The sequence below is a fragment of the uncultured Mucilaginibacter sp. genome (assembly GCF_913773635.1).
GTDB lineage: Bacteria > Bacteroidota > Bacteroidia > Sphingobacteriales > Sphingobacteriaceae > Mucilaginibacter.
Genome location: NZ_CAJYGQ010000009.1, coordinates 198,945 through 224,290, shown reverse-complemented (window position 1 = coordinate 224,290; position 25,346 = coordinate 198,945). Strand labels below are relative to the sequence as shown.

Annotated in this window: 20 protein-coding genes and 1 tRNA gene; 16 read left to right on the top strand and 5 right to left on the bottom strand. The window is 40.3% G+C overall.

The genetic code is table 11. The annotated features are described in order from the left end of the window. Positions 1–55 precede the first annotated feature (55 nt). From QZ407_RS12060 to QZ407_RS12045, 4 genes are all read left to right on the top strand, one after another. A complete protein-coding gene (locus tag QZ407_RS12060) occupies positions 56–1,285 on the top strand; it encodes an NADP-dependent isocitrate dehydrogenase (RefSeq protein ID WP_295771356.1) in 1,230 nt (409 codons plus the stop codon). A 112-nt stretch (positions 1,286–1,397) separates the two neighbouring features. Then, positions 1,398–1,916 (top strand): hypothetical protein, encoded by a 519-nt coding sequence (locus QZ407_RS12055; protein ID WP_295771354.1) that lies wholly within the window; start codon positions 1,398–1,400, stop codon positions 1,914–1,916. Between the two features lie 97 nt (positions 1,917–2,013). Further along, positions 2,014–2,994: a type I phosphomannose isomerase catalytic subunit gene (locus QZ407_RS12050; protein WP_295771352.1), complete on the top strand. Its 981-nt coding sequence runs from the start codon at positions 2,014–2,016 to the stop codon at positions 2,992–2,994. A 12-nt stretch (positions 2,995–3,006) separates the two neighbouring features. Then, a complete protein-coding gene (locus QZ407_RS12045; RefSeq protein ID WP_295771349.1) occupies positions 3,007–3,423 on the top strand; it encodes a PH domain-containing protein in 417 nt (138 codons plus the stop codon). A gap of 33 nt (positions 3,424–3,456) precedes the next feature. Here the strand turns inward: QZ407_RS12045 and QZ407_RS12040 are convergent, their stop codons facing one another. Beyond that, entirely contained in the window at positions 3,457–3,942 is a 486-nt protein-coding gene (locus QZ407_RS12040; protein ID WP_295771347.1) for an ABC transporter ATPase, read from the bottom strand. A gap of 278 nt (positions 3,943–4,220) precedes the next feature. Here QZ407_RS12040 and QZ407_RS12035 point away from each other — a divergent pair. Further along, positions 4,221–4,293: transfer RNA gene (locus tag QZ407_RS12035), tRNA-Phe, on the top strand. 95 nt (positions 4,294–4,388) lie between these two features. Here the strand turns inward: QZ407_RS12035 and QZ407_RS12030 are convergent. Together QZ407_RS12030 and QZ407_RS12025 are read right to left on the bottom strand one after the other, a co-directional pair. Continuing rightward, positions 4,389–5,138, bottom strand: coding sequence for an alpha/beta hydrolase (locus tag QZ407_RS12030; protein WP_295771344.1), 750 nt, complete (start codon positions 5,136–5,138; stop codon positions 4,389–4,391). 27 nt (positions 5,139–5,165) lie between these two features. Then, positions 5,166–5,975: an SDR family oxidoreductase gene (locus QZ407_RS12025; protein WP_295771342.1), complete on the bottom strand. Its 810-nt coding sequence runs from the start codon at positions 5,973–5,975 to the stop codon at positions 5,166–5,168. A gap of 292 nt (positions 5,976–6,267) precedes the next feature. Here QZ407_RS12025 and QZ407_RS12020 point away from each other — a divergent pair, with 292 nt between their 5' ends. The 11 genes from QZ407_RS12020 (at position 6,268) to QZ407_RS11970 (ending at position 22,625) form a co-directional block, all read left to right on the top strand. Further along, complete coding sequence (locus tag QZ407_RS12020) at positions 6,268–6,657, top strand: response regulator (protein WP_295771339.1); 390 nt, start codon at positions 6,268–6,270, stop codon at positions 6,655–6,657. A 270-nt stretch (positions 6,658–6,927) separates the two neighbouring features. Then, entirely contained in the window at positions 6,928–7,941 is a 1,014-nt protein-coding gene (locus QZ407_RS12015) for a substrate-binding domain-containing protein (protein ID WP_295771336.1), read from the top strand. A 127-nt stretch (positions 7,942–8,068) separates the two neighbouring features. Then, positions 8,069–8,983, top strand: a complete 915-nt coding sequence (locus QZ407_RS12010) for an ROK family protein (protein WP_295771333.1) — start codon at positions 8,069–8,071, stop codon at positions 8,981–8,983. Between the two features lie 53 nt (positions 8,984–9,036). After that, complete coding sequence (locus QZ407_RS12005) at positions 9,037–10,455, top strand: glycoside hydrolase family 125 protein (RefSeq protein ID WP_295771331.1); 1,419 nt, start codon at positions 9,037–9,039, stop codon at positions 10,453–10,455. 28 nt (positions 10,456–10,483) lie between these two features. After that, on the top strand, positions 10,484–11,566 hold the full coding sequence (locus tag QZ407_RS12000; protein WP_295771329.1) for a glycoside hydrolase family 76 protein: 1,083 nt from the start codon (positions 10,484–10,486) through the stop codon (positions 11,564–11,566). 76 nt (positions 11,567–11,642) lie between these two features. Further along, positions 11,643–12,869 carry an L-fucose:H+ symporter permease gene (fucP, locus tag QZ407_RS11995; protein WP_295771326.1) on the top strand — a complete coding sequence of 409 codons (1,227 nt, stop codon included), beginning with the start codon at positions 11,643–11,645 and terminating at the stop codon, positions 12,867–12,869. Positions 12,870–13,240: 371 nt separating this feature from the next. Beyond that, the gene (locus tag QZ407_RS11990) at positions 13,241–16,330 is read left to right on the top strand and encodes a TonB-dependent receptor (RefSeq protein ID WP_295771323.1); all 3,090 of its coding nucleotides are present in this window, start codon (positions 13,241–13,243) and stop codon (positions 16,328–16,330) included. 11 nt (positions 16,331–16,341) lie between these two features. Beyond that, positions 16,342–17,964 (top strand): RagB/SusD family nutrient uptake outer membrane protein, encoded by a 1,623-nt coding sequence (locus QZ407_RS11985; protein ID WP_295771322.1) that lies wholly within the window; start codon positions 16,342–16,344, stop codon positions 17,962–17,964. 30 nt (positions 17,965–17,994) lie between these two features. Then, complete coding sequence (locus tag QZ407_RS11980) at positions 17,995–19,137, top strand: SusE domain-containing protein (RefSeq protein WP_295771320.1); 1,143 nt, start codon at positions 17,995–17,997, stop codon at positions 19,135–19,137. Between the two features lie 56 nt (positions 19,138–19,193). Beyond that, positions 19,194–20,357 carry a glycoside hydrolase family 76 protein gene (locus QZ407_RS11975; protein ID WP_295771317.1) on the top strand — a complete coding sequence of 388 codons (1,164 nt, stop codon included), beginning with the start codon at positions 19,194–19,196 and terminating at the stop codon, positions 20,355–20,357. A 177-nt stretch (positions 20,358–20,534) separates the two neighbouring features. After that, positions 20,535–22,625 carry a TIM-barrel domain-containing protein gene (locus tag QZ407_RS11970; RefSeq protein ID WP_295771314.1) on the top strand — a complete coding sequence of 697 codons (2,091 nt, stop codon included), beginning with the start codon at positions 20,535–20,537 and terminating at the stop codon, positions 22,623–22,625. Positions 22,626–22,877: 252 nt separating this feature from the next. Here QZ407_RS11970 and QZ407_RS11965 read toward each other — a convergent pair whose 3' ends face one another. After that, positions 22,878–24,422 carry a DEAD/DEAH box helicase gene (locus tag QZ407_RS11965; protein ID WP_295771311.1) on the bottom strand — a complete coding sequence of 515 codons (1,545 nt, stop codon included), beginning with the start codon at positions 24,420–24,422 and terminating at the stop codon, positions 22,878–22,880. A gap of 23 nt (positions 24,423–24,445) precedes the next feature. Continuing rightward, positions 24,446–25,171 carry a DUF3891 family protein gene (locus QZ407_RS11960; protein WP_295771309.1) on the bottom strand — a complete coding sequence of 242 codons (726 nt, stop codon included), beginning with the start codon at positions 25,169–25,171 and terminating at the stop codon, positions 24,446–24,448. Between the last annotated feature and the right edge of the window lie 175 nt (positions 25,172–25,346).

Here is a 25,346-nt window from a genome sequence, read left to right as displayed (position 1 = left end):
GTCAAAATGTATATATTTGGACGTTTTTTAAATACAACTACAACAAAAACCCGATATGTCAAAAATTAAAGTAGAAAATCCGGTAGTTGAACTGGATGGCGATGAGATGACCCGCATCATCTGGCAGTTTATTAAGGATAAATTGATTCTTCCTTACTTGGATGTTGATTTAAAGTATTACGATTTAGGTATTGAATACCGCGACGAGACTAACGATCAGGTTACCATTGATGCAGCTAACGCCATTAAACAGTACGGTGTAGGTATTAAATGTGCTACCATTACTCCTGATGAGGAGCGTGTTAAAGAATTTGGTTTAAAGCAAATGTGGAAATCACCAAACGGTACTATCCGTAATATATTGGATGGTACAGTTTTTCGTGAGCCTATTGTAATGAGCAATGTGCCACGTTTGGTTCCAAACTGGACTGCTCCAATTTGTATTGGCCGTCATGCTTTCGGCGATCAGTACCGAGCTACCGATTTTGTTACTAAAGGTAAAGGTAAGTTAACCGTAACCTTCACTCCTGAAGATGGCGGCGAAGTTCAATCATACGAAGTCTTCAACTTTAAAGGTGATGGCGTTGCTTTATCAATGTACAACACCGATGAATCAATCAAAGGATTTGCGCACGCTTGTTTTAACCAGGCTTTAATGAAAGGCTGGCCTTTATACTTATCAACCAAAAACACCATCCTTAAAAAGTATGATGGTCGTTTTAAAGATATTTTTGAAGAGATTTATCAAAACGATTACAAAGCTAAATTTGCCGAAAAAGGCATTGTATACGAGCACCGTTTAATTGACGACATGGTTGCATCGGCCCTTAAATGGAACGGTAACTTTGTATGGGCTTGTAAAAACTATGATGGCGACGTACAGTCTGACACCGTAGCACAAGGTTTCGGTTCATTAGGTTTAATGACCTCTACTTTGGTTACACCTGATGGTACTGTAATGGAAGCTGAAGCTGCACACGGTACGGTAACCCGTCACTACCGCGAGCACCAAAAAGGTAACCCAACTTCAACTAACCCAATTGCTTCTATTTTTGCCTGGACCCGTGGTTTAGAGTTCCGTGGTAAGTTAGATAACAACCAGGAACTGATTGATTTTTGCCACACTTTAGAGCAGGTTTGTATTGAAACTGTTGAAAGCGGCAAAATGACAAAAGACTTGGCTATTACTGTTAAAGCTAAAGTTGAACACGGCACTGATTACTTGTACACTGAAGAGTTTTTGGAAGCCATTAACGAAAACCTTAAAGCTAAATTAGGTAAGTAATTGTTCCCTGAATTTAAACAAAAAATGCTCCGCAAAATTTTGCGGAGCATTTTTTGTTTAGGGTTGTAGCAATGAGGTGAGCGTCCCCGTAATAATAACAAACCTTCATGTTATGAAACCTGTAAACCTATTCTTGTGCCTGCTGTTAGTTTTTGCCTCATGTAAAAAGAATAGCAAAAGAGCTGATGATTCTGCAAAGGAATCAGAGTATGAAAAAACTGAAAAAAATAACAGCGCTAAGGTCAGCGTTGCCAATGGTGTATGGGGGACGGTTTATAAAAAGGAAGGTGATTGTATGCCATACTTTGGCAATGGTAAAAGTACTTGCAGGCAATACGCAATTCAGCGCGAGGTGCGTGTTTATAAGTACACTACCATAGATGACGCCAGCCCCAAAAGCCCGGTAAATGGATTGTATGATAAATTTGAAACCCAGCTTATTAAAACCACTAACGCCGATGCAGCAGGCTTTTTTGAGGCTGAATTACCAAATGGTAAATATACCGTAATACTTGTTGAAGAGGGAAAACTGTACGTGAGTGGCTGGGATGGTAAGGGTGGAATTTCGCCAGTAGAGGTACAGCAAAATAAAGTAAAAGCAAACTTAGTGTTAAACCGGGCGGTTTATTAGCTTTTGCTATATAGCATAGTAACTAAAATGAATTTTAAAAAACTAAATTTGACCGACTTATATTTGTCAGATAAGTTTTTTACAATTACAACCAACTATGTCAACACTCTATCCTTTAAAATTTAAAACCATTTACAAAGACAAGATATGGGGCGGTCAAAAGATCAAAACCTATTTGCATAAAGACTTTGGCAATTTGCCTAATTGCGGTGAAACCTGGGAAATATCAGGCGTAAAATCAGATGTTTCGGTGGTTGAAAATGGCGCATTGCAGGGCCAGTCATTAGCTGCGCTTTTAGAAGAACACAAAGATGCCCTAGTTGGTAAAGCCGTTTACGAGCGTTTTGGTAACGAGTTTCCGTTACTGATAAAGTTTATTGACGCCAACGAAGATCTATCAATACAGGTGCACCCTGATGATGAATTAGCCCGCAAACGTCATAACTCGTTCGGTAAAACCGAAATGTGGTATGTTATTGAAGCCGATCCAGGTTCGAGCCTTATTGCAGGTTTTAGCGAGGAAGTGGATGAGAAAACCTACGTAGAAAAATTAAACAGTGGTCATCTTACTGATATCTTAAACCGTGAGGATGTTAAAGCGGGTGATGTTTTCTTTTTACCTGCCGGCCGTGTACACACCATTGGCAAAGGACTTCTTATTGCCGAAATTCAGCAGACATCGGATATTACCTACCGCATATATGATTTTGACCGTGTAGATGATAAAGGCAACAAACGCGAGTTGCATACTGAGGAGGCATTAGCAGCTATCGATTATAAAAAATATCCTAACTACCGTACCGATTATACTCCTGTAAAGAACGAGGACGTGCACCTGGTAAGCTGCCCATATTTCACAACTAACGTAATGGATTATACCGAGAACGTTAACAAAGACTATTCAGCCTTTGATTCGTTTGTAATACACGTTTGTTTGGAAGGTAGTTACGAGTTGCAATACAATGGCGAAAGCTATGCCGTTAAAATGGGAGAGTGCCTGCTGTTACCTAATACGGTAGACAAGGTGGAATTGACTACCAGCGAGGGCTTCAAAATATTGGAAAGCTACATAGCATAATAAGCTTGCCGCATGGCCACAACATTCAGATCAAAGATTGGATTAGAATTAGTAATACCATTAGGTGTTGTCTTTATAGCCACATCCGTGCCCATGGTTATGGATGGCCTTTGGTCGGGCTTTATTGTTATAGGTGTTGTTGCTTTATTTACTGCGCACATGTTGTACAGCACATACTACGTGGTAAATAACTCTATAGTAAATATCAGATGCGGATTTCTGGTCAATCAAAATGTGGATATTGATACCATTAAAAGCATAAAGGAAACTAACAACGCGCTAAGCTCACCCGCCTCATCGTTAGACCGGTTAGAAATTGCTTACAATAAGTATGATTCGGTAATGATTTCGCCCAAAGACAAAGCCGGTTTTATAGCCTTAATACAAAGCGTGAAGCCTGATGTTGAAGTGATGTTAAAAGCAAAATAAATTAAAATGCCGCCCAATTACAGGCGGCATTTTTTATGCGGTTAATAAGCTCCCAAAAATCTGTACGTGCCAGCTGTTTTGCAATGGAACTTCCCATTTGGTTTGTAGTTCTGCTAATGTTTGTACCAGGTTATTGTATACAATAGTGCCAGCGTTGATTTCTCCGGCTTTAATTAAAGCCTCAAATTCCTCGCGTGGCAATGATAGTATTTTATCGCCTTCGCGGTATGCCAGGTTAAAACGGTCGAATAAATTGATATTATACTGCTGCTCCAACTCCTTCATTACCCGAACCGATTTATCAATAGAGCATCCGCTTGCACCTGCCTGGCTTTCATCAACCACTAAAATAAGAAAGCGGTTGTATTTTACTACAGCACTGGCCTTCAGTTGATTGTTATGCGCCGTCCAGCTATGTGTAAAGCTGTTTAGCTGCTCTTGTATTTGCTGCGCCTGGCTATCACTTAATTCTTTATCAGCCTGGTAAATCCAAACTCTCGAATCCTTTGAAAATTGCATTTGGCAAAGGTATCAAATTTATTGCTCAGGTATAAAGTGATGGTGGTCATGAATGAGATAAATTTGCTGGTGATATAGGATATTGTACACTTGAAATGCAATGTGCCCGTAACTTTAGGTAATTGCTTAGCCAGTAATCAAGCAAAAAAGTCAGCAATTAAAAAGTATGATGAATTTATTTCGCTTTATATCAATTACATAACACTTGGTGAGTGATTATTTTCAAAATAAATTTTTAGAAATAAAAAAAGAAGCTACATTTGCAGTCCCAAAAGGGCGGTACCATAGCTCAGATGGTAGAGCAAAGGACTGAAAATCCTTGTGTCACTGGTTCGATCCCAGTTGGTACCACAAAAGTCCGCAAGTTTAATACTTGCGGACTTTTTTCGTTTAATAAGCTTTTAATGTTCAAATACACCAATAGCCAGTTGGACGCTTCAACCTTCTCAGGAATATTTAACAACCTCGGATAAAGTTTTTGCCAGCCATTCAGGATTTTCCATTTGAAACAAGTGTCCTATACCTTCGGTCCATATAATATGTGTTGAAGCCGGAAGGTTAGGTATGGTTTCATCACTTGTCATCTGTTGCGTAATTGCAGGGTCGTCTTTTGACACAATCAACGTTACAGGAATTTTAAGGTCTTTAGTATGCCCGGCAATTGATTCGTTCATGCCGTCATTAATCCACCAGTTCCACGTGGCAGGGGCGGCCTGTAATTGCGTTGCTATAGCTGTTTCAAGTATTGCTCCCTCTAATTTAATAACCGTGCCGTTAGCAACTGTTGTTACGGCTTCCTTATAGTTTGGATGTATAAGCATCCGTTGCTTTTCGTCATCGGGCATTTTTTCTACCGTTGGGGGAGAAGGGGCCAGCAGTATCAACTGCTGAACCCTTTTATCTGTACTTTTAGACAGGTGCGCAACCTCCATTGCTATTTTGCCCCCCATTGAATGCCCTGCAAGTATGTATGAGTCGGTATCAACATGTTTATTAACGTAATCAATAACAAAACTTGCCATGTTACTTAAGCTTGGAGCAGGTAAGGCTGCTGCACCGCCAAAGCCAGGTAAGTTGATGGCAACACAGTTATAGTCGCTGCCAATTTCCTTAATAAGCCACTGCCAGCTTGCAGCTGCACCGCCAAAATAATGCAGCAATACTAACGTGGGGTTAACAGGCGAGGTTGTTTCCATTCTTAAATTGCATATTAAAAATTTGCGTTAAAAGGCCGACTCAACTGCCCCCCCGTCAACTCTGTAATTGCTACCGTTAACATAGCTGCATAAATCTGAAGATAAAAAGGCTATTACAGCCGCTACTTCTTCAGGCTTACCGCGCCGGCCAACTGCAATGTGCGGACGCTTATTGGCCAAAAACCATTTAACTGCTTCTTCGCGATCGGTGCCACGTTCTTCTGCCAGTTCATCCATCATGGCGTTCGTCATGGGCGATTCAACATATGCCGGCGATACACAGTTGAATAATAACCCATCATTAGAGTAAGAACGCGAAAGACACTTACTTAAGTTTATAATGCCTGCTTTACAGGCGTTATACGGGCTTTCCTCTTCGTAAGGCTGGTAAGCATTCTCTGAGGCTACCAAAACCACACGACCCCAGCCGCGCTCTTGCAATTGAGGTATAAAGGCCCTGCAAAGGCGTACCGCGCCCATAAGGTCGGTGTTGATGGTGTTTTGCCAGTCTTCATCCGTTAGCGTCAAAAAGTCTCCGGCAGCCCCTCTGGCCCCGGCGCAATTGATAAGTATGTGCGCACCGCCAAACGTGCTTTTTACCTTGTTGGCAAATGCAACAACACTTTCGTTATTATCCAAATCGCATGATAGTGCAAGCACATCGGCCTCCGGATATTCGTTTTGAAGCTTTTCTGCAGCTTCTGCCACACTGTCTTGTTCTTTATCGGCTAAAACAATGGTGGCGCCCTCATTAGCTAGCAGGCGGGCAGTAGCAAAGCCAATACCCGAATCTCCGCCGGTAATTACAGCAACCTTTTTTTGAATGTTGAATTTCATAAGTTAAATATTAGACTGCTATGCAACCACGTATTTAACTACATTGTTTGTGTTGCAACGTGTTACGCTTACAACATTTTAATTTAAAAGCACAATAACAACTAAGGGTTTTGTGATTTAATTGATAAGCATCGAAGGTAAACTTCATCTTTTTCTTTAATCGATTGCACATTGTTTGTCTTGCTTGTATCATCAAAATATTTTTGGCGCACATTGCGCCAACTTTATAGCATGATTATTGTTGAGGGTGATTTATAAAGGTGCTTTTGAAGCTCCTTTTTACCGATTGATTATGATGGAGAAGCATATTTTAATTATAGAGGATGACGCTGATATTAAAGATATCCTTACCGCAATTTTGAGCGAGGAAGGGTATCAAATTACAGCTATATTGGAGGCTAATGATATAATAAAAACCGTGCTTGAAATTAAGCCTGATATGATAATCACCGACTACATATTACACGGCATCAATGGCGGTGAGTATTGTAGTCAAATCAAAAACCATCCTGAAACGTCACATTTGCCTGTTATAATACTTTCAGGGTATGGAAAGGTGCTGGAGTCTCTTGGCCATTACGGTGCCGATATGATAATTAATAAGCCATTTGAAAATGAAGAGCTTTGCAATAATGTTGCGAGTTTATTACACGGTCAGTCGGCCGCAATGGGTAAGCAGTAGGTGTTAATCCTGAATGTTTGTAATCGAATAGTTTAGGCTATAATCAAAGAGTTATCGGTGCCATATAATATTTAGGACAAAATTGTAAATTTGCTGGAGTGAACAAGCTTTCAAACAGTAAGGTAAATTGATTTAGCTATTGTTTGATTTTTGTCAGCTTTTTTTACAATTTTTGATACGAATTTATATGCGTTGTATCAATTACCTGAATTGTATACAGCAAATATGCCGTAACAATACTCAACGCCTTTCTCCTGTATTGCAGCCCCAATGAAAAAGAAAATTTCAATCAATGATATTGCTCAGCAACTTGGCGTATCAATCACAACGGTATCATTTATACTAAACGGAAGGGCGCAGGAGAAGCGAATAAGTGAAAAGCTGGTAAAAAAGGTTTTAGATTTTGTACAGGAAGTTAATTACAAACCCAGCTCCCTGGCGCGCAGCTTACGCACCGGTAAAACCAACATTATAGGCTTAATGGTAGAGGATATATCCGATCCATTCTTTTCGGCCATAGCCAGGGCTATTGAAGCCATTGCTTACCAAAGCGGCTACAAAATTATATACTGCAGTACCGAAAACGCTACCGAAAAAACGCGTGAGCTAATTGCCATGTATAATGAAAGGCATGTTGATGGCTATATTATAGTTCCGCCGGAAGGTGTGGAACAGGATATAAAATTACTGCTTGACACTGGAAAGCCTGTTGTACTTATTGACCGTTACTTGCCTGCTATTGATACTGACTTTGTGGTAGTTGATAACGAAAAGAGTGCTTATGATGCAACATGCCATTTAATAGCCAACGGATACAAAAACATTGCTTTCGTAACTATTGATTCTTTGCAGCCTCAAATGCTTGATCGCTTATCGGGGTATGAGAAGGCTATGCAAGAAAATGGTTTACCGCAGTTAGTTAAAGAAATAGCATATAAAAGCAGTGAGCAAGCCATGCAGCACATTGCAGCATTTATAGACAGAAAAAAGGAAGTTGACGCAATATTTTTTGCTACAAACTACCTGTGTGTAAGCGGACTTAAAGCAACTGCAGTTAAGGGAATAAACATACCGCAAAATATTGGCGTAGTAAGTTTTGACGATTACGAGTTGTTTGAACTATACTCGCCATCAATAACCACCGTATCGCAACCAACCGATAAGATAGCTGAACATGCAATAAATTTGCTTATGTCAAGGCTTAAAAAGGCAGTTTCTGATAAAAAGTTTCAGAAAATCATCCTACCAACTTCGTTGATCGTAAGAAAGTCTTCAGTACGATAAAATTATTGTCAGTCAGTCACTTGCAAATTAATATTATATTATTTGATATATATTTTTGATTTTGCTAAAACGTTTTACATATTTGTTCCCGTTATCTTTTTTTTAATAAACCTATAATTACTACTTAATGAGTTCAGGCCTATCTGATGGTATATCTATTGGGGTAGATATTGGTGGCTCGCATATTACTGCGGCGCAAGTATCACAAGAGGGGAGTACAATTATACCCGGAACGAAGGTGCGGCTTAAGGTTGATCCGCATGCCGATGCTGAAAGCGTGATAAACCGCTGGGCAGAAGCTATCAGCGTTTTATGCAATGGCAACAATAACAGCGCTATAAAGGTTGGAATAGCAATGCCGGGGCCTTTTGATTACACTAGGGGAATATCTCTTATTAAAGGAATGAACAAATACGAGGCTCTTTACGGCCTTGATGTTCGCAGCCAGTTGTCAGATGCTTTGGGTATAAAACCGGAGAACATCTTATTCAGGAATGATGCCGAAGCTTTTTTGCATGGTGAAGTAATGCATTGTAAATTGCCACCAACTGCCAGGGTAATTGGTGTTACCTTGGGTACAGGGTTAGGCTCTGCAAAAAGTTCAGAAGGAATTACCTCAGACGTTTTTAGGGCTATAACCCCTATGCATGATGGTATTGCCGAAGATTATATATCAACGCGCTGGTTTCAAAAGCGTTGTTTTGAATTAACTTCGAAAGAATTATCGAATGTGGAAGCATTGTTAAATCATGACGACGTTATACTTAAAGACACATTGTTTAATGAGTTTGGCGATAACCTGGGACGTTTTTTAAATGCTTTTGCAACCGATGAACAGGCTGATACCATTATTATAGGTGGTAACATTGCAAAAAGTATGCACGTGTTTGTTAACTATGTAACGGAGCAGCTTAACAATAAAAATATTACGCTAAAGCAAAGTGTGTTATGGGAAGATGCTGCCTTAATAGGGGCAGCATGCAGCTGGCCACTTGTTGATACGGCCAAAGGCCTTGACGACAAACTTGTTACCAGCTACTAAAAGTAACAAGTGCTATATTAATACCAATTTTATAAACTCAAAAACCATCTCTTTTGAAACGACGGAATTTTATTAAACAAGCCGGCATTATAGGCTCGGCAAGCATGTTGAGCAGCAATCTGGCACATGCAATTGCTCCAGATTTTAAAGTGGTACGCGTAGCGCCTTCTAAAAGGCATTTTAAAAGTAATGCAGTTGAAAGTGCTATTACAGAGTTTAGCAAAAATGTAAAGAATAAGGAATTGGCCTGGTTATTCAATAACTGCTTTCCTAATACGTTAGATACCACCGTTACCTACTCAAACAACGCAGGTCGTCCTGATACTTATGTGATAACCGGCGATATTGATGCCATGTGGCTGAGAGACAGCACGGCTCAGGTTTGGCCATACTTGCCTTTCATGAGCAAAGATGCCAAGCTGAAAGACCTTATTGCTGGCGTGATCAACAGGCAGGTAAAATGTATATTGAAAGACCCTTATGCAAACGCCTTTTACGGGGATGATAACAAGGTAGGTGAGTGGGCGCACGATTTAACTAAGATGCAGCCCGGCCTTCATGAGCGTAAATGGGAAATTGACTCGTTATGTTATCCGGTACGCCTGGCTTACCACTACTGGAAAAATACCGGCGATATAAAGCCGTTTGATAATAATTGGCAACAAGCTGTAAAAGCAATACTAAAAACGTTTAAAGAGCAACAACGCAAAGAAAACGACGGTCCTTATTCTTTCCAACGTAAAACAGCATGGGCAACAGATGGCGTACCAATGGAAGGCTTCGGATACCCGGTTAAACCGGTAGGCCTTATTTGTTCGTCATTCAGGCCAAGTGATGATGCTACTGTGTTCTCTTTCCTTATTCCATCAAACTTCTTTGCGGTAACCAGTTTAAAGCAAGCCTCAGAAATGATGGCTGTTGTAGCTAAAGATCAAGCTACCTCCAAAGAGCTTAGTGATTTAGCTGTGGAAGTAGAAAATGCTTTAAAGGAACATGCAATTGTTACTCATCCAAAGTATGGTAAGGTGTATGCTTATGAAGTAAATGGCTTTGGAAGCTACAACCTTATGGATGATGCCAATATACCAAGCTTGCTGGCTATGCCATACTTAGGCTCGGTTGATGTTAACGATAGTATTTATCAAAATACACGTAAGCTTTTATTATCTACAGATAATCCTTTTTATTATAAGGGCACAGCTGCCGAAGGTATTGGTGGTCCGCACATAGGTAAAAACATGATATGGCCTATGAGTATAATTGCCCGCGGCTTAACCAGTAGCAACGACGAGGAAATCAGATACTGTATAAAAACGCTTCAAAATACACACGCAGGTACCGGTTTTATGCATGAATCTTTCCATAAAGATAATCCTGAGAAGTTCACACGTAGCTGGTTTGCGTGGACCAATACAATTTTTGGTGAGTTTTTATGGAAAACCTATCAAACCAAACCAAACCTGTTAAGCTAAAACATAACACCCATACTAAAAACCGATTATGATCAACTATAAAAGTGCTCTTGTAGTATTAGTTTCCTTATTAGCATTTGGTAGTACACAGGCTCAAACATCTGTTTACAGAAGTCATATTAAGGATATCTACAATGCCATCAATAAAAATTTAAAAGATCCAAAGTCCACTCTGTACTACGAGACAACGGATCCGGCAAAGAACGAGCACCCGCACTCATACCTGTGGCCGCTATGTGCTTATATACAGGCAGCCAACGAGATGGAAGTTATTGAGCCAGGTAAAAAATATATGTTGCCGGTTGAAAATGCTATTGCTAAGTATTACAGGGCAACGCCTCCATTTCCGGCCTATCAGGACTATGTGGTTTCTGAAAAAACTACAACACTTTACTATGATGATAACCAGTGGATTGCTATTGCATACATGGATGCTTACAAGCGCAATCATCAAAAAAAGTACCTTGATACAACAAAGATGATCTATCGCTTTATGTTAGGCGGGCTTGATACTGTAGGCGGTGGCGGAATTTATTGGCGTGAAAAAGATTTTACAACAAAAAATACCTGCTCAAATGGCCCGGGTGTTTTAGTAGCGTTGCAATTGTATAAAGCAACCAAAAATAAGGAGTACCTAAAAACAGCAATTGACATATACGATTGGACAAAAAAATACCTGCAAGCTCCTGAAGGTGTATATTATGACAACATCAAGTTACCATCAATGGAAATAGCTAAGGCAACTTATACCTACAATACTGGGACTATGCTGCAATCAGCTGCTATACTTTATAACATTACTAAAGATAAAAAATACCTCACAGAGGCACAGCGGGTTGCCAAAGCCGGTAAGGCTCATTTTTTTAAAAATGGACGCTTGCCAAATGAATACTGGTTTAATGCCGTAATGCTTCGCGGTTATGTTGAGCTTTATAAAATCGACAAGAACAGGGAGTGGATAACTTTCTTTGAGCAAGATGCCGATGCCATATGGATGAACGAGCGCGATGCAAATAATTTGGTTGGAAATAAGAAAGAGAAGAGACTTATTGACCAGGGAGCAATGATTGAAATTTACGCTACGCTAGAGCAATTACGAAGCAAGAAATAAACCAGCATAAGACTTACCATTAACCAATTACAAAAACTAAATACTTGAAACCTGGTGTAGCCAGTATACCCTTGCCATGACTATAAAGCCATCTTTCACCGAAAAAAAATTTCTGATCACACTTATTTTTGTTACATCGCTTTTTGCATTCTGGGGTATAGCTATTTCCCTTGGTGATGTGCTTAACAGGCACTTTCAGCAAGTGCTGCATGTATCAAAAGCAGAATCAGGATTGGTACAATTTTCAATATTCGGTGCGTATTTTATAATGGGTATACCGGCCGGATTATTCATGAAGCGCTTCGGTTACAAAAATGGCGTTTTACTTGGTCTTGCTTTATTTGCCATTGGTTCATTTTTATTTGTTCCGGCGGCAAATGCACAGTCGTTTGGCTTTTTCAGGATTGCATTATTTGTATTGGGTTGTGGTTTGTCAACTCTCGAAACTGTTGCTCACCCGTTTGTTGCCTCATTAGGCCACCAGGATACCAGTGATCAGCGTATTAACTTTGCACAAAGCTTCAACGCCCTCGGAACCATTATTGGCCCGCTTATAGGTTCGCAATTTATTTTTAAAGGGGCAGAAGTAGTTGGTACTGAGGGATTAGATAAAATAAAGTTATTATACATTATAATTGGAGCTGTTATAGGCTTGACAGCGTTATTGTTTGCCACAGTTAAAGTGCCCGCAACGGTTGACCCCCATGGTGATGTTAATAGTAGAATTGAGGGAGAGGTTGCGCAGGTGCCATCTAAAAAGCTTTTTCAGAATACGCATTTTGTTTGGGCGGTAATTGCGCAGCTGTTTAACGTTGCAGCTCAAGCCGGTACCTGGGCGTTTTTCATTAATTACGGTCACGATAAAATGGGCCTTACCGACTCGGCAGCAAGTGGTTACATGATCGTGTTTATGATTATGATGCTGGCGGGCCGTTTCATTGGCACTTATTTAATGCGCTTTATAGCACCTAATAAATTATTGGCTGCATTTGCTTTAGGTAACATATTAATGTGCCTTATAGTGGCTCAAAGTCTAGGTTGGGTATCGTTCGCAGCACTCTTCATGATCAACTTCTTTTTCAGCATCATGTTCCCTACAATTTTTAGCTTGGGCATTAAAAACCTGGGTTCGCAAACCCAGCAGGCATCATCTTTTATATCAATGGCTGTAGTAGGAGGGGCAATTTTCCCAATATTAATGGGCAAAATTGCTGATTACGACGTAGCCAAGGCTTATTACCTACCTATCGTTTGTTACACCGTTATTTTCTTGTTTGCCGCTAAGTTTTCTAAGGTAAAATAATTAACAAAACAACGTTTAAAAGCACAATTATATTGATTATTGATAATGCAGAATCCAACTTTTTGTAATACCCTAAAGTTGATAGGCATTTCATATAAAAATTCGTAAATGTTTCGATTGTACATTTGCTAAATCATTTTAGTTATTATATTTGAATCGATTTACGAGATTACCCAGATCTTAGTAATAAACCATTAAAACCAATTGTATGAGAATTTTTTACTTGCATGTTGCTATGCGTTCTGCTGGCGTACGGAATTTATTGTATGAGCATTATCAACCCGGTGATGTATCAACGTAAACTGAAAATATCTACGGATATCTCTAATAAGAAAACACACAAACACAATTTAACTCAATAAAATCTAATTATGAGGATATTTACTTATCAGATAAATTTCTCCAGATCATCCTTGCTACGATGTGCCAAAACAACCGGATTGCTTTTAGTTTTCCTTTTTTGCGCGTTGCTAAATGCATTTGCGCAAACAACCCGTGTTGAAGGTATTGTAGTTGATGAGAAAGGGGAGGCTTTACCCGGTGTTAACGTAAAAGTGAAAGACGCTCAAATTGGTGCGGCAACGGATGTGAACGGTCGTTTCGTACTTAATCTAAATTCATCAACGGGCACTTTAGTATTTACGCTTATTGGCTACACAACTCAAGAGCAAGCTTACACGCCGGGCGCTAAACTAAGCGTTAAGTTGGTTCCTAACCAAAGCGCTTTAAGTGATGTAGTGGTAGTAGGTTACGGTACTCAACGCAGGGCTTCAATAACTAGTGCTGTCGATCAGGTAACGGCTGCTGCAATACAAGGTAAGCCTGCAGTGAATGTAACCCAGGCTTTACAGGGTACTTCTCCCAGCTTGATTATTCAACAACGAAACAACGAACCAGGCGCAGGTATTAATATCAATATTCGTGGTATAAGTACATTAAATAATAATTCACCTTTGGTAGTTGTCGACGGTATAGTAGGTGGCGATATAAATTTGCTTAATCCTGCCGATATTGAAAGCGTATCGGTGTTGAAGGATGCAGGTTCGGCTGCAATTTACGGATCGCGATCATCAAACGGTGTAATTCTTATTACAACTAAGCAGGGAAAGAAAAATGCCCGTACTCAACTTAATTATAATGGTTTGGTTGGCATTCAAACTCCAAAGGTATTTTACAAACCGGTTCACGGATTCGAAAATGCTATTTTACGTAATCAGGCCAATGTGAATGCTGGCCAGCAACCGATTTTTAGTGCAGATCAAATACGTACATTCCAACAACAAGGCGACACTGAGTTTTTCCTCGATGCAATATTGAAGAACGCCTTACAGCAAAACCATAATTTGAGCTTAACAGGCGGCAGCGAAAAATCAAGCTATCTGGTTTCAGCTGGCTTTGTTGATCAGCGCAACAACCTTGTAGGTCCGGGTTTAGGATTGCGTCGTTACAATTACCGTTTAAACATGACCAATGAGTACGGTAAGCTTAAGCTGAATACAATTTTAGCTTATGCTCACTCTGATATTAAAGATCATTCATCAAGCACATCAACACTTATTGTTGATGCTAGCCGTGTACCACTTTACTATCAATTGAAAGATGACCAGGGCCGTTACCTCACCAATGCAGTATTAAGCGAGTTTAACCCACTTGGAGTACTTGAGCAGGGTGGCTACCGTAAATACAATAATGACAACATCTTTGGAAGTTTAAATGCAGAATTTGCCGTAACAGATTTCTTGAAGCTGCGTGGCGTTTTTGGTGGAACACTCAATGCTAATCATCAATATGCCAGAACTTTGCAGGTTAACTATTTTCCAGGTGGCGTATCAGGTGCAGACAGGAATAATAATGATGAGAACTACAAAGACTTGTTGCTGAATACACAGTTTTTAGCAGAATTTAACAAGGTATTCAATAAAAAGCATTCCACTACTTTGTTGGTTGGTGTTTCAAATGAATCATTCAACAGTGAGCAAGTGAACCTTTACCGGAAGTTTACTGATCCGGAATTAGGAACCCCAATTACCGAAACGGTTATCGATCCAAACTCAGTGAATAGTAATCAACGTACAATTGAGACTAGTCTAAATTCTTTATTTGGTCGTGCTAATTACTCGTACAGTGATAAGTATTACGGAGAGTTTAGCTTCCGTGTTGATGCATCATCAAAGTTTAACAAACAAAACAGGTCAGCATTCTTCCCTTCATTTTCTGCCGGCTACCGCATTACACAGGAAAGATTTATGGAGAAATATCGTAGTAACGTTGGTGATATAAAACTACGTGGTTCTTATGGTATTTTAGGTAATCAAAGCGTAAGGGACTATCAATATCAAACTACTTATTCTTCTTTTCAAAATGCTTACGGGTTTAATAACGTATCAGTAAGCGGTACTGGTTTTAATTTTGCAAATCCTGACATAAGGTGGGAGCGTGCAGCTACATTAAACTTAGGTGCTGATGCAACTTTCTTTAAGAATACGCTTAATGTTTCGTTAGACTATTTTGATAAACATACGCGTGATATCTTAATTCCGCCTGCTGTGCCAGGTGTATTTGGATCAGGCTTGCCTGACTACAATGCTGGTGAGGTACAAAACCGCGGATGGGAAATCAACATCAATTACCGTTTGAACGGCCGCAACCTGCGTCATTCGTTTAACTTAAACATTGGTGATAACAAAAATAAGGTGTTATACTACGAAGGCGGAACCCGCTTATCAAAGTATGATGAAGCTCAGGTTATTCTTCAGCCGGGCTTGCCTTATCAATCTTATGTTGGTTTAAAACGTGATGGATACTTTCAAACACTTGAAGAAATTGCTGCTGGCCCAAAACCTGCCGGTTTAGCTTTATCACCAGGTGATATAAGGTATGTTGACGTTAACAAAGATGGTGTAATAAATGATAGGGATAACTTTGTATTAGGTAATCCTTTCCCTCGTTACAATTTTGGTTTTACTTACAATGTAGCCTACAAGCAGTTTGATTTGAGCGTATTTATTCAAGGGGTTGGCCGTCGCAGCACATTTATACGTGGCGAGTTAGTTGAACCGTTCCACTTTAACTACGGACAAACTATGTATCAACATCAACTTGATTTTTGGACTCCAACTAACCCTAACGCTGAGTACCCTCGTTTGGCAGCAAGCGGAAGTGCATCTATCGAAAATAACTTCCGTCGTGGCTCTGACCTTTACATCTATAACGCAGCATACGCACGTTTAAAGAACGTACAAATCGGTTATTCGCTTCCTAAAAAGGTTGCTAATAAATTGGGCATGCAAAACTTGCGTGCTTATTTATCAGGTCAAAATTTGTACACACTTTCAAAACTGAAGTTTTTAGATCCTGAGGCTAGTGAATTTAACAACAGCCTTGGAGCGTCAGGTGCTAATAGTGGACGTACTTATCCTACGCCGGTATATGTGGGTTTTGGATTAGATGTAACATTTTAAATATTACGAAAATGAAAAATATAAAAAGCAAAGGTTTAATACTGGTGCTGCTCATACTGGGCGCTTCTTGTAAGAAGCTTGACCTGGCACCCGTAGACCGCTTTACAGATTTAAATTACTGGACAACAACTGAAAAGGCCAAAACCGTTTTGAACACTGCATACTCGCAAATGTTCAACAACAATTATTTTTTCTACAACGAGGCTTTATCAGATAATGCGTACAACAGCAGGGGCGATAACGAAGGCGTTGCAACGATTGCGGCAGGTAATCAGGATCCTTCACTTGGTCGTTTCAATGGCGAATGGGATAATCACTATTCGTGCATTAAAACCTGTAACGTTTTTTTAGAAAATGTTGATAAGGTTACCAATATGGACGCCGCTTTACGTGAGCGTATGAAAAGCGAAATTCGATTCATTCGTGCATTTCAATATTTTCAATTATACACTTGGTTTGGCGATGTGCCGTTGTTTGAAAAAGACATTACTATTGATGAGGCAAAAACTATAAGCCGTTCACCACGTGCGCAGGTGGTTGACTTTGTTTTGAAGGAGTTAGACGCTGCTACCGCAGTTCTACCACTAAACACAGCTTATGCTGCCGCTGACAAAGGTCGTATTACAAAAGGCGCTGCTATAGCATTAAAGACACGTGCACTGTTGTACGAGGGAAGATGGCAAGATGTGGTAACCGGATGTGAGCAGCTTATGTCAGGTGCTAATGGTTCTTACAGCCTGTTCTCATCATATGAAGGTTTATTCTTGCCTCAAAATGAATACAACAGCGAAGTTATTTTAGATATGCAATATGTGCCATTATTACGCACTTACAGTAATTTCTTTGATTTTGCCCCTATATCTGTGGGTGCAAGACTAAATAACTTTGCACCAACCCAAGAATTGGTAGACAGCTATTTGATGACCAATGGGTTGGCTATAAACCAGGCTGGTTCAGGTTATGATGAGAACAATCCATATGTTAACCGTGACCCTCGCCTTACCGCAACAATTGTTTATCATAATTACCAATGGAAAAAGCCCGATGGTACTACAAAAACAATTTATACCAAACCAGGCACAGATCCTGATCAAAGCAAGGTAGATGAATATGCACCGGGGTCAGTTTCGTCTGCTACAGGTTACTATTTGCGCAAATATTATGATCCAACATCAGCAGCAAATTTCCAATCAGGTCTTAACTTAATACTAATTCGCTACGCAGATGTTTTGCTGATGTATGCAGAAGCTAAGAATGAGTTAGGTCAAATGACAAGTGATGTTTGGGACCGTACTATTCGTGCGCTAAGATCACGTGCCGGATTCACCAGCGCTACTGCATTAAATTACAATGCAGCCGCCGGACAGGATGGCTTACGTAGTATCATTCGTAATGAGCGCCGTACCGAATTGGCTATGGAAGGCTTGAGAATATTTGATATTCGCAGATGGCGCACGGCCGAAACTGTTTTAAATGGTTGGGCTCACGGTGCAAAATTTGGTCCTCCGTCAATTGATAACGGCTACATAAGGGCAAACCAGCGTACGTTTGATCCGGCAAGGCATTATCTATGGCCAATTCCACGTGAGGAGAGAAACCTCAACCCTAATTTGACTCAAAATCCAGGATGGTAAATAATTGAACAACTCAATAAGAAATTAAAAATGAAAAATTTAGCATATAAATTAAATGTGTTGACCCTTGCTCTATTGGTTTGCGTGGGTATTGGTTGTAAAAAAGACAAAGAACTTAGTAACACCAACGTATCGGCAGTTACAAATTTCTACGGTCCTACTGATAATAAATTTATTAAGCTTGATCCTAAAGCTGGCACTCAAACCTTTGAGTGGGAGCAATCTCGCGCCGAGGATGGCGGACTTGTACTTTATGAAGTAGTTTTTGACAAGGCTACCGGCGACTTTTCACAACCTTTATATTCTGTCCCATCTGATGAGAAAGGTATGAGAACCAAGCTTACCATTAGTGATGCAGATTTAAACCGTATTGCTAACATGGCTGGTATACAATCATTAGCAACCGGAAAACTAAAATGGACAATTTGGGCTTCAAAAGGCATTAACGTGCAAAAATCGGCAACCTCAAGACTTATTGAGGTTGAGCGCCCTGCTGGCTTTGCCGAGGTACCTGCCGACTTATATTTGACAGGTAGCGCTACCGAAGCTGGTGCCGATTTAACTAAAGCATTACGCTTTAAAAAGCTTGGACAAGGTAGCTTTGAAATGTATACATCATTAAAAGCCGGTACTTACCACTTTGCAGCAGGCACCAATGCTTCAGCAAAAACCTATTCAAACAACGGTACAACGTTAGTTGAAGGTGGAGATATAACTGTTGCCGGTAGTACCAAGGTTTACCGCATAGCAGTAAAATTTGAAGAAACAAGCACCACTTTAACAGAAATTACCTCTGTTGGATTATGGTTCTCGCCAGAAAACAAGATTTTACATACTCTTAATTATACCTCAAACGGCGTTTGGACCATCACTAATGCGCCTATAGTTTTCCGTCAGGAAACATGGGGCAGAGATGAGCGCTATAAATTCCGTATGGGCGTAAAAGATGCTGCCGGTGTAGCTACAAACGAATGGTACGGTAGCAGCAACCGCGACAATAGCCGTCCGGATGCTAATACAGCTCCGGCTTACTTTAACTTAACTAAGGTTGACGGTAATCAATATGACAACTCATTTAAGTTCAATTCAGCTGCTGATAACAAAAACGTAGATATTACAGTGAACTTCAATGCTGCGTCTACAGCTTATAATCACACTATTACTGTTAAATAATTTATCTGCTGCTGCCGCATTATATAGCGGCAGCAGCGGTTTTAAATAAACACAATATGAAATTTAATAGCATAAAAGCTTTCAGTATATCGGGTGCAATTTTGCTGGTAACTGGAGCCAGCTCATGCCTGAAGGACAAGGCCGTGCCTTTATACAATGATGAGCAGGTAGCGGCGGTAAATTACTCATGGGCTGCAACAGCCGATTCTGTACAAGACAGGCTTTACTCAAGTTACTTATCAGCAAATGGAAAGTATTTTAAAGAAAATAACGCTGATAAAACCACTTTCCACTACTGGCCAAATGCTCACGCGCTTGATGTCATGGTTGATGCATACATCAGAACTAAAAATGATGTATACAAGCAACGTATGTTAAGCTTGCTTAATGGCATCAAGGAAAGTAACGGTAACCGGTTCCAAAATAATTTTTATGATGATATGGAGTGGCTTGCCTTGTCGGCCTTGCGTAGCTATGAAGTTACTAATGACAACGCTTACCTAGATGCCGTAAATATTTTATGGACCGATATTAAAACCGGCCGGAACGATATTCAAGGCGGTGGTATAGGCTGGACGAAAGACCGTAGTTATTTTAAAAATACGCCTGCAAATGCACCTGCAATAATTTTTGCTACACGTTTATATCGTGTGCAAAAAAACGCTGCCGACTTGCAAATTGCCCGCGAACTGTATACATGGCTTAAGGGCAAGCTTGTTGACCCGGCTAACGGAATATTATGGGACGGCGTGAACTACAACAACGATGGCGTGATTACTAAAAATAAATATACCTATAACCAGGGTGTATTTATCGGTGCGGGATTAGAGCTTTATAAAACAACCAATGAGGTGGCTTATCTTAATGATGCCATTCGCACCGCTAAAGCTACTATCCAAGATTTGGAGTTATCTCCTGGAGGAATTTTGAAAGATGAAGGCCAGGGCGACGGAGGTTTGTTTAAAGGTATCTTAATAAGATATTTAACCTTATTGGTGCAAGAGCCCGCAGTGCCAAAAGCTGATAAAGACGCAATGATTAGTTTTCTTAACTTTAATGCAACCACCCTTTATACTCAAGGTATAAGCCGTCCGCAATTGCTTATCAATTCAAACTGGAAAAGCAAACCGGGGGCAACTATTGATTTAACCACTCAATTAAGCGGAATGATGCTTTTAGAAGCTGCTGCTACATTAAGTAAACAAGGTTTAATTAAGTAATACCTTATCACAATGTAAAAGCGCCCGGCCAAAACCAGGCGCTTTTGTTTTTTCAAAAATATTATAGCCCCTCTTTAAAAAAGTCTTTTATACATGGCTCGCGCACTAAAAATCTATCTATGCTTTCTACTGCTAACGGTTAGTTTAAACTTACAACTGCATGCTCAACAGATTAACATGAAACAATCGGGCATGGTCGGTAAATCCATCGCAAAATTTAGCCCCGTTGGCTTTAGTGCTTATAAAACACCATCTCTCATTTTAAAGTCAGAAATGGCTATTAAGTCCCCCGTACCAGCTACTTGGAAAATTAAGCCGGTATTTTTCCTTCGGGATGGCAAGGCGGGAGCAAGCATAAATTTGACGGGAAATATTAGTTTATACGGTGGGGGGGAAGTCACAGGTCCATTACTGCGAAATGGGCAAACTATAAAATTATGGAATACTGATAGCGGCGCTTACGGTGCAGACGGCGGTTCGAGGCTTTACCAAACCCACCCGTGGGTGATGGGCGTGCGTGATAACGGAACCGCTTTCGGAATTATTTTTGACAGTTCATGGAAAGCAGAGCTCACAACCAATTCAGATAAAATTGAGTACAGAAGTGAGGGTGCATTATTCAATGTTTATGTAATTGACCGGCAATCGCCGCAGGAAGTTTTGAAAGGCCTTGCCGAACTTACCGGAACAATTGATTTGCCGCCATTATGGGCGTTGGGTTACCACCAATGTCGTTTCTCATATGCCAGCGAAGATAAGGTGCGTACAATCGCAAATACCTTTCGGCAAAAAAACATTCCATGTGATGCTATTTGGATGGACATTGATTATATGGAAGGTTACCGGGTGTTTACCTTCAACAAAAAGAACTTTCCCGATCCGGCAACTCTAAACAAAGACCTGCATATAAAGGGCTTCAAAACAATTTATATGATTGACCCAGGTGTAAAGGTTGATACAGGTTATGCTGTATACAAGTCAGGTTCTGCTAACGATGTTTGGGTAAAACAGCCTGATGGTAAGGAATATCATGGCAAAGTATGGCCTGGCGATTGTGTTTTTCCTGACTTTACCATGCCTCGGACACGTACATGGTGGGCCAATCTTTACAAAGATTTTATGGGAACAGGTATTGACGGTATATGGAATGATATGAATGAGCCGGCAATAAATGATAACCATTTTTCAACCGAGCTAAGGTTGGGAACAATGCCATATAATACACCACATAGGGGCGGAGACAAGCTGCCCCCCGGAACGCATTTGCTTTATCATAATGCCTACGGCCGATTTATGGTTGAAGCATCGCGAAAAGGCATTGTAGCCGCTAATCCCCAAAAGCGTCCGTTTGTGTTAACGCGGGCTAATTTACTTGGGGGCCAACGGTTTGCCGCAACCTGGACCGGTGATAACCTTGCCGACCCTAAGTTCATGAAGTTATCAGTTCCTATGTCGCTTACGCTAGGCATATCCGGACAACCATTTAGTGGCCCCGATATTGGCGGTTTCCTGGAAAATACAAGTGGAGAATTGTGGGCTCAATGGATTGGGTTTGGAAATCTACTTCCTTTTGCCCGTGGCCATGCCTGTGCAGGAACAAACGACAAAGAACCATGGGCTTTTGGCACTGCTATTGAAAAGACTTCGCGCATTGCATTGGAGCGTAGGTACCGATTACTGCCTTATATGTATACATTATTTCAGCAGGCACATAAAACCGGTATACCTGTTATGTTGCCCGTATTCTTTGACGATGTAAAAGATGCAGAACTCAGAAATGAAGAGCAGGCATTTTTACTGGGTGAGCGGCTTTTAGTTGTACCGTCATTTGCTAAAAACCCGGCGTTACCTAAAGGTATATGGGAAAACCTTAAATTGATTGATGGCGAAGAAGATGATGAGCATCAAGCTAAGCTATTGATTAAAGGCGGTAGTATTATACCGGCTGGCAAAGTAGTACAAAACACAACACAGCAATCGCTTAAGCCGTTAACACTTTATGTATGCCTGAACAAAAACAATCAAGCATCAGGAACATTGTATTGGGATGCCGGTGAAGGATGGGGCTTTAAAGAAGGTAAGTTTAGCCTACTGAATTTTGGAGCTAAAGCAGTTAACAATAAAGTACAGGTTAAGCTCATCTCGAAAGTTGGCCGCTACAATATGAGTAATGTAACCAGCAATGTAAAAGTGGTGGTTGTAAAAGACGGCAAAACCTATGAAGCGACTGGTGATGTAACCAAAGGTATTGTTATTAAATTACTCTAAAAACAATTAAACTGATAGCAAAAAAAGAGGGTCGACTAAATCAACCCTCTTTTTTTTAGCTCTTTTTAGATGAGCTCTTTACGCAATTCGGAACAGTTTTACCGTTCTTTTTCTTAGTTCCCTCTTTTTTGTAACCAGACCAACATGAGTCTTTTTTTCCTTTAGTTGCCATAATTATTTAAGATAGATGTATGATGTAATTTACAACTACCATACCACTCCCTCTGGCTCTTAACTTAGAGAGTTATATCATTAGGCAGACATGGCAACTGTATTATTCTCCTTACGCCTTTGCATAAGTTTGCTTATTATCGTATTCAGTTTATTCCTGTAATCTTCCTTAAGCCAGTCAGTATAGTTTTTTGTTACCTTACCCAGGCATTTTGAATATTGCTTTACCCGCCAATCTATCTCCTTACTTAGCTCGGCGGCAAGCGCCAAGCCTTCTGAAATTGATTCGGCATTTTCTATGCACATAATGGCATGTTGCCTGATGGAATCGCGCATTACAATCTTAGGCTTCTGATTACTATCAAGCGCTTTTTTATAAGCATCCTGAATGTCAAAGCTCATCTGCAAACTTTTCGGAAACTTAGCCTTCAAATCAGCCGGTATAGGATGCGCTTCACTTTCTGTTTGCGCATGCAGGCTTTCGGCAAAGGCTTCCGGGCGTTCAAAAATTAATTGCCAATCCAAAGGAGTTTGCCACTGACCAAACCGATCGGTGTTATTTCCTAGATCTATTATGGTGAATGTTTTTTTGTTAGGCAATCTACGAGCACCACGCCCAATCATCTGGTGGTAAAGGGTAATTGAAGTGGTGGCGCGGTTTAAAATCACTGTTTGAACAGTAGGCTCATCAAAACCGGTAGTTAATATGGAAACAGATGTTAATATAGCCCCTTTAGTCTTTTTAAACCATTTCAAAATTTCTGAGCGCTCAACAGAAGGGGTGTGATTGTCAAGATGCCTTATGTTGTAGCCGGCTTCTTCAAAGTATTGGCAAACGTTTTTAGACGTGAAAATTCCGTTATTAAAGATTAGCGTTTTCTTGTTTTTTGAGTGCGCCTCGTATGCATGCAATAACAGTTCGAGCATAGCAGGCGAGGAGTACAACTCATCTGATGTACTAATAGTAAAGTCACCATTTATGCCGGTTTTTAAAGAGTTTAATTCAACATCATAACGCCAGTTGGCAGGTTTTGCCAAATATCCTTGAGCTATTAAATTTTGGATACTTTCGCCTACGATAAGGTGCTCATAGTTTTTGTACATGGGCATATCGGCGTTTGAGCTGAATGGTGTAGCAGTTACGCCAACAATATATGCGTTTGGAAATTTGCCCAGCAGTTTCTGAAAGGAATTATGATGCGCTTCATCAATAATTACCAAGCCAATATCAGACGTGTTCATCATACCTTCTTTGATGCGGTTACGCAAGGTTTCAACCATTGCCACAAAGCAAGATCGGCAATCTTTGACTTTCAGTCGTTTAACAGTACTGTCAATTACCTTATTAGTTACCCCCAATTTTTTTAAAGTACTGGAAGTTTGACTGCACAGTTCTTTACGATGTGTAAGTACTACTACGCCTTGATTATAATCGGCAATAAAACGTTTAGCTATTTCTGAAAATATCCTTGTTTTACCGCCGCCGGTTGGCAGCTGATATAATATCCTTTGCTTTTTATTGATCTGCAACATCTTTTCAAAGAGCTTGCTTAAATCTCTTTGCTGGTAAGGATATAAATCTGATGTGCTCTCTTCGTCGGTATTCAATATTGTACTGCTGATCATAAGTATATAGTTAGATGTTGCTGTTAATTTTTTTTAAATTTCCAGGTTCTTAACTCCGGAATACATCCATTAAAACGTCTTTTAAACTCCTCGTCGTTTTTAAAAGCCAGTTGTTCTATGGTTCTGGCTTCGCATTGAACTGTAAATTGATCTTGTTCGAACGGCCATGGTTCAATCGTCAGGTACTCACTGTCAATTGCTTTAAGTTTATGCAGGTTACCATCAGGCCCCTTGCTAACATCAAGTGAACGCCCTTCGGGCTGACACTTTTGTGTACATAGTAATAGCGACAAAGCATCACACCATTCAAACAGCCGATAATCATGCTGCAAGTCGCTGTTTGTCATGCCTAGTTGTTCTAGCCACTTCTTGCGTAAAGCCTTTTGTTCATTCAGAAATGCTTTTAAATCAGCATCATTGTTATTGTCGTTACATAAAAAGTTTAAGTGATAGGAGCAAAGCAGGGCTATGTAAATACTTTTGCTGCAGGCGCGGGTCATTGTTTCGCGACAATGCGATAGTTCCATACCACGCATTGCAAAGTCAACTGGGCCACCTTGCGGTGTAAGTAAATTAGCTTGCTCCATCTCAAGTTGTGCGTCATCATGCTCGGCAATGGCAATTAGCGTTTCTATCCAACGATGGCTTTGCACGTTCTTACTCCAGTTGCTTGCTAACGATGCCGCAAGTAAACCATGTGCCCGCTGTGTTATAATTTCCCAACCACCTACGGTGTAGTTAACTATCATTTAATGTGCTGTTTTCCTTACAATGTTTACCAACAAAAAACACCGCAATGCAAAGTTTACAGTGCGGGTTGAACAATTTGGCCTTTATGAGTTAAAGTATGCCAATGCTATGCCAAAAGCATAATTGAAGAAAATCTAAGTCACGACAACTAGATAAGGCGATTTACGGAATGTC

What these genes read in the sequence shown, in the direction of transcription:
- QZ407_RS12060 (WP_295771356.1), top strand. Translation starts at nt 56, where the DNA reads ATGTCAAAAATTAAAGTAGAAAATCCGGTAGTTGAACTGGATGGCGAT.
- QZ407_RS12055 (WP_295771354.1), top strand. Translation starts at nt 1,398, where the DNA reads ATGAAACCTGTAAACCTATTCTTGTGCCTGCTGTTAGTTTTTGCCTCA.
- QZ407_RS12050 (WP_295771352.1), top strand. Translation starts at nt 2,014, where the DNA reads ATGTCAACACTCTATCCTTTAAAATTTAAAACCATTTACAAAGACAAG.
- QZ407_RS12045 (WP_295771349.1), top strand. Translation starts at nt 3,007, where the DNA reads ATGGCCACAACATTCAGATCAAAGATTGGATTAGAATTAGTAATACCA.
- QZ407_RS12040 (WP_295771347.1), bottom strand. Translation starts at nt 3,942, where the DNA reads ATGCAATTTTCAAAGGATTCGAGAGTTTGGATTTACCAGGCTGATAAA.
- QZ407_RS12030 (WP_295771344.1), bottom strand. Translation starts at nt 5,138, where the DNA reads ATGGAAACAACCTCGCCTGTTAACCCCACGTTAGTATTGCTGCATTAT.
- QZ407_RS12025 (WP_295771342.1), bottom strand. Translation starts at nt 5,975, where the DNA reads ATGAAATTCAACATTCAAAAAAAGGTTGCTGTAATTACCGGCGGAGAT.
- QZ407_RS12020 (WP_295771339.1), top strand. Translation starts at nt 6,268, where the DNA reads ATGATGGAGAAGCATATTTTAATTATAGAGGATGACGCTGATATTAAA.
- QZ407_RS12015 (WP_295771336.1), top strand. Translation starts at nt 6,928, where the DNA reads ATGAAAAAGAAAATTTCAATCAATGATATTGCTCAGCAACTTGGCGTA.
- QZ407_RS12010 (WP_295771333.1), top strand. Translation starts at nt 8,069, where the DNA reads ATGAGTTCAGGCCTATCTGATGGTATATCTATTGGGGTAGATATTGGT.
- QZ407_RS12000 (WP_295771329.1), top strand. Translation starts at nt 10,484, where the DNA reads ATGATCAACTATAAAAGTGCTCTTGTAGTATTAGTTTCCTTATTAGCA.
- fucP (WP_295771326.1), top strand. Translation starts at nt 11,643, where the DNA reads ATGACTATAAAGCCATCTTTCACCGAAAAAAAATTTCTGATCACACTT.
- QZ407_RS11990 (WP_295771323.1), top strand. Translation starts at nt 13,241, where the DNA reads ATGAGGATATTTACTTATCAGATAAATTTCTCCAGATCATCCTTGCTA.
- QZ407_RS11985 (WP_295771322.1), top strand. Translation starts at nt 16,342, where the DNA reads ATGAAAAATATAAAAAGCAAAGGTTTAATACTGGTGCTGCTCATACTG.
- QZ407_RS11980 (WP_295771320.1), top strand. Translation starts at nt 17,995, where the DNA reads ATGAAAAATTTAGCATATAAATTAAATGTGTTGACCCTTGCTCTATTG.
- QZ407_RS11975 (WP_295771317.1), top strand. Translation starts at nt 19,194, where the DNA reads ATGAAATTTAATAGCATAAAAGCTTTCAGTATATCGGGTGCAATTTTG.
- QZ407_RS11970 (WP_295771314.1), top strand. Translation starts at nt 20,535, where the DNA reads ATGAAACAATCGGGCATGGTCGGTAAATCCATCGCAAAATTTAGCCCC.
- QZ407_RS11965 (WP_295771311.1), bottom strand. Translation starts at nt 24,422, where the DNA reads ATGATCAGCAGTACAATATTGAATACCGACGAAGAGAGCACATCAGAT.
- QZ407_RS11960 (WP_295771309.1), bottom strand. Translation starts at nt 25,171, where the DNA reads ATGATAGTTAACTACACCGTAGGTGGTTGGGAAATTATAACACAGCGG.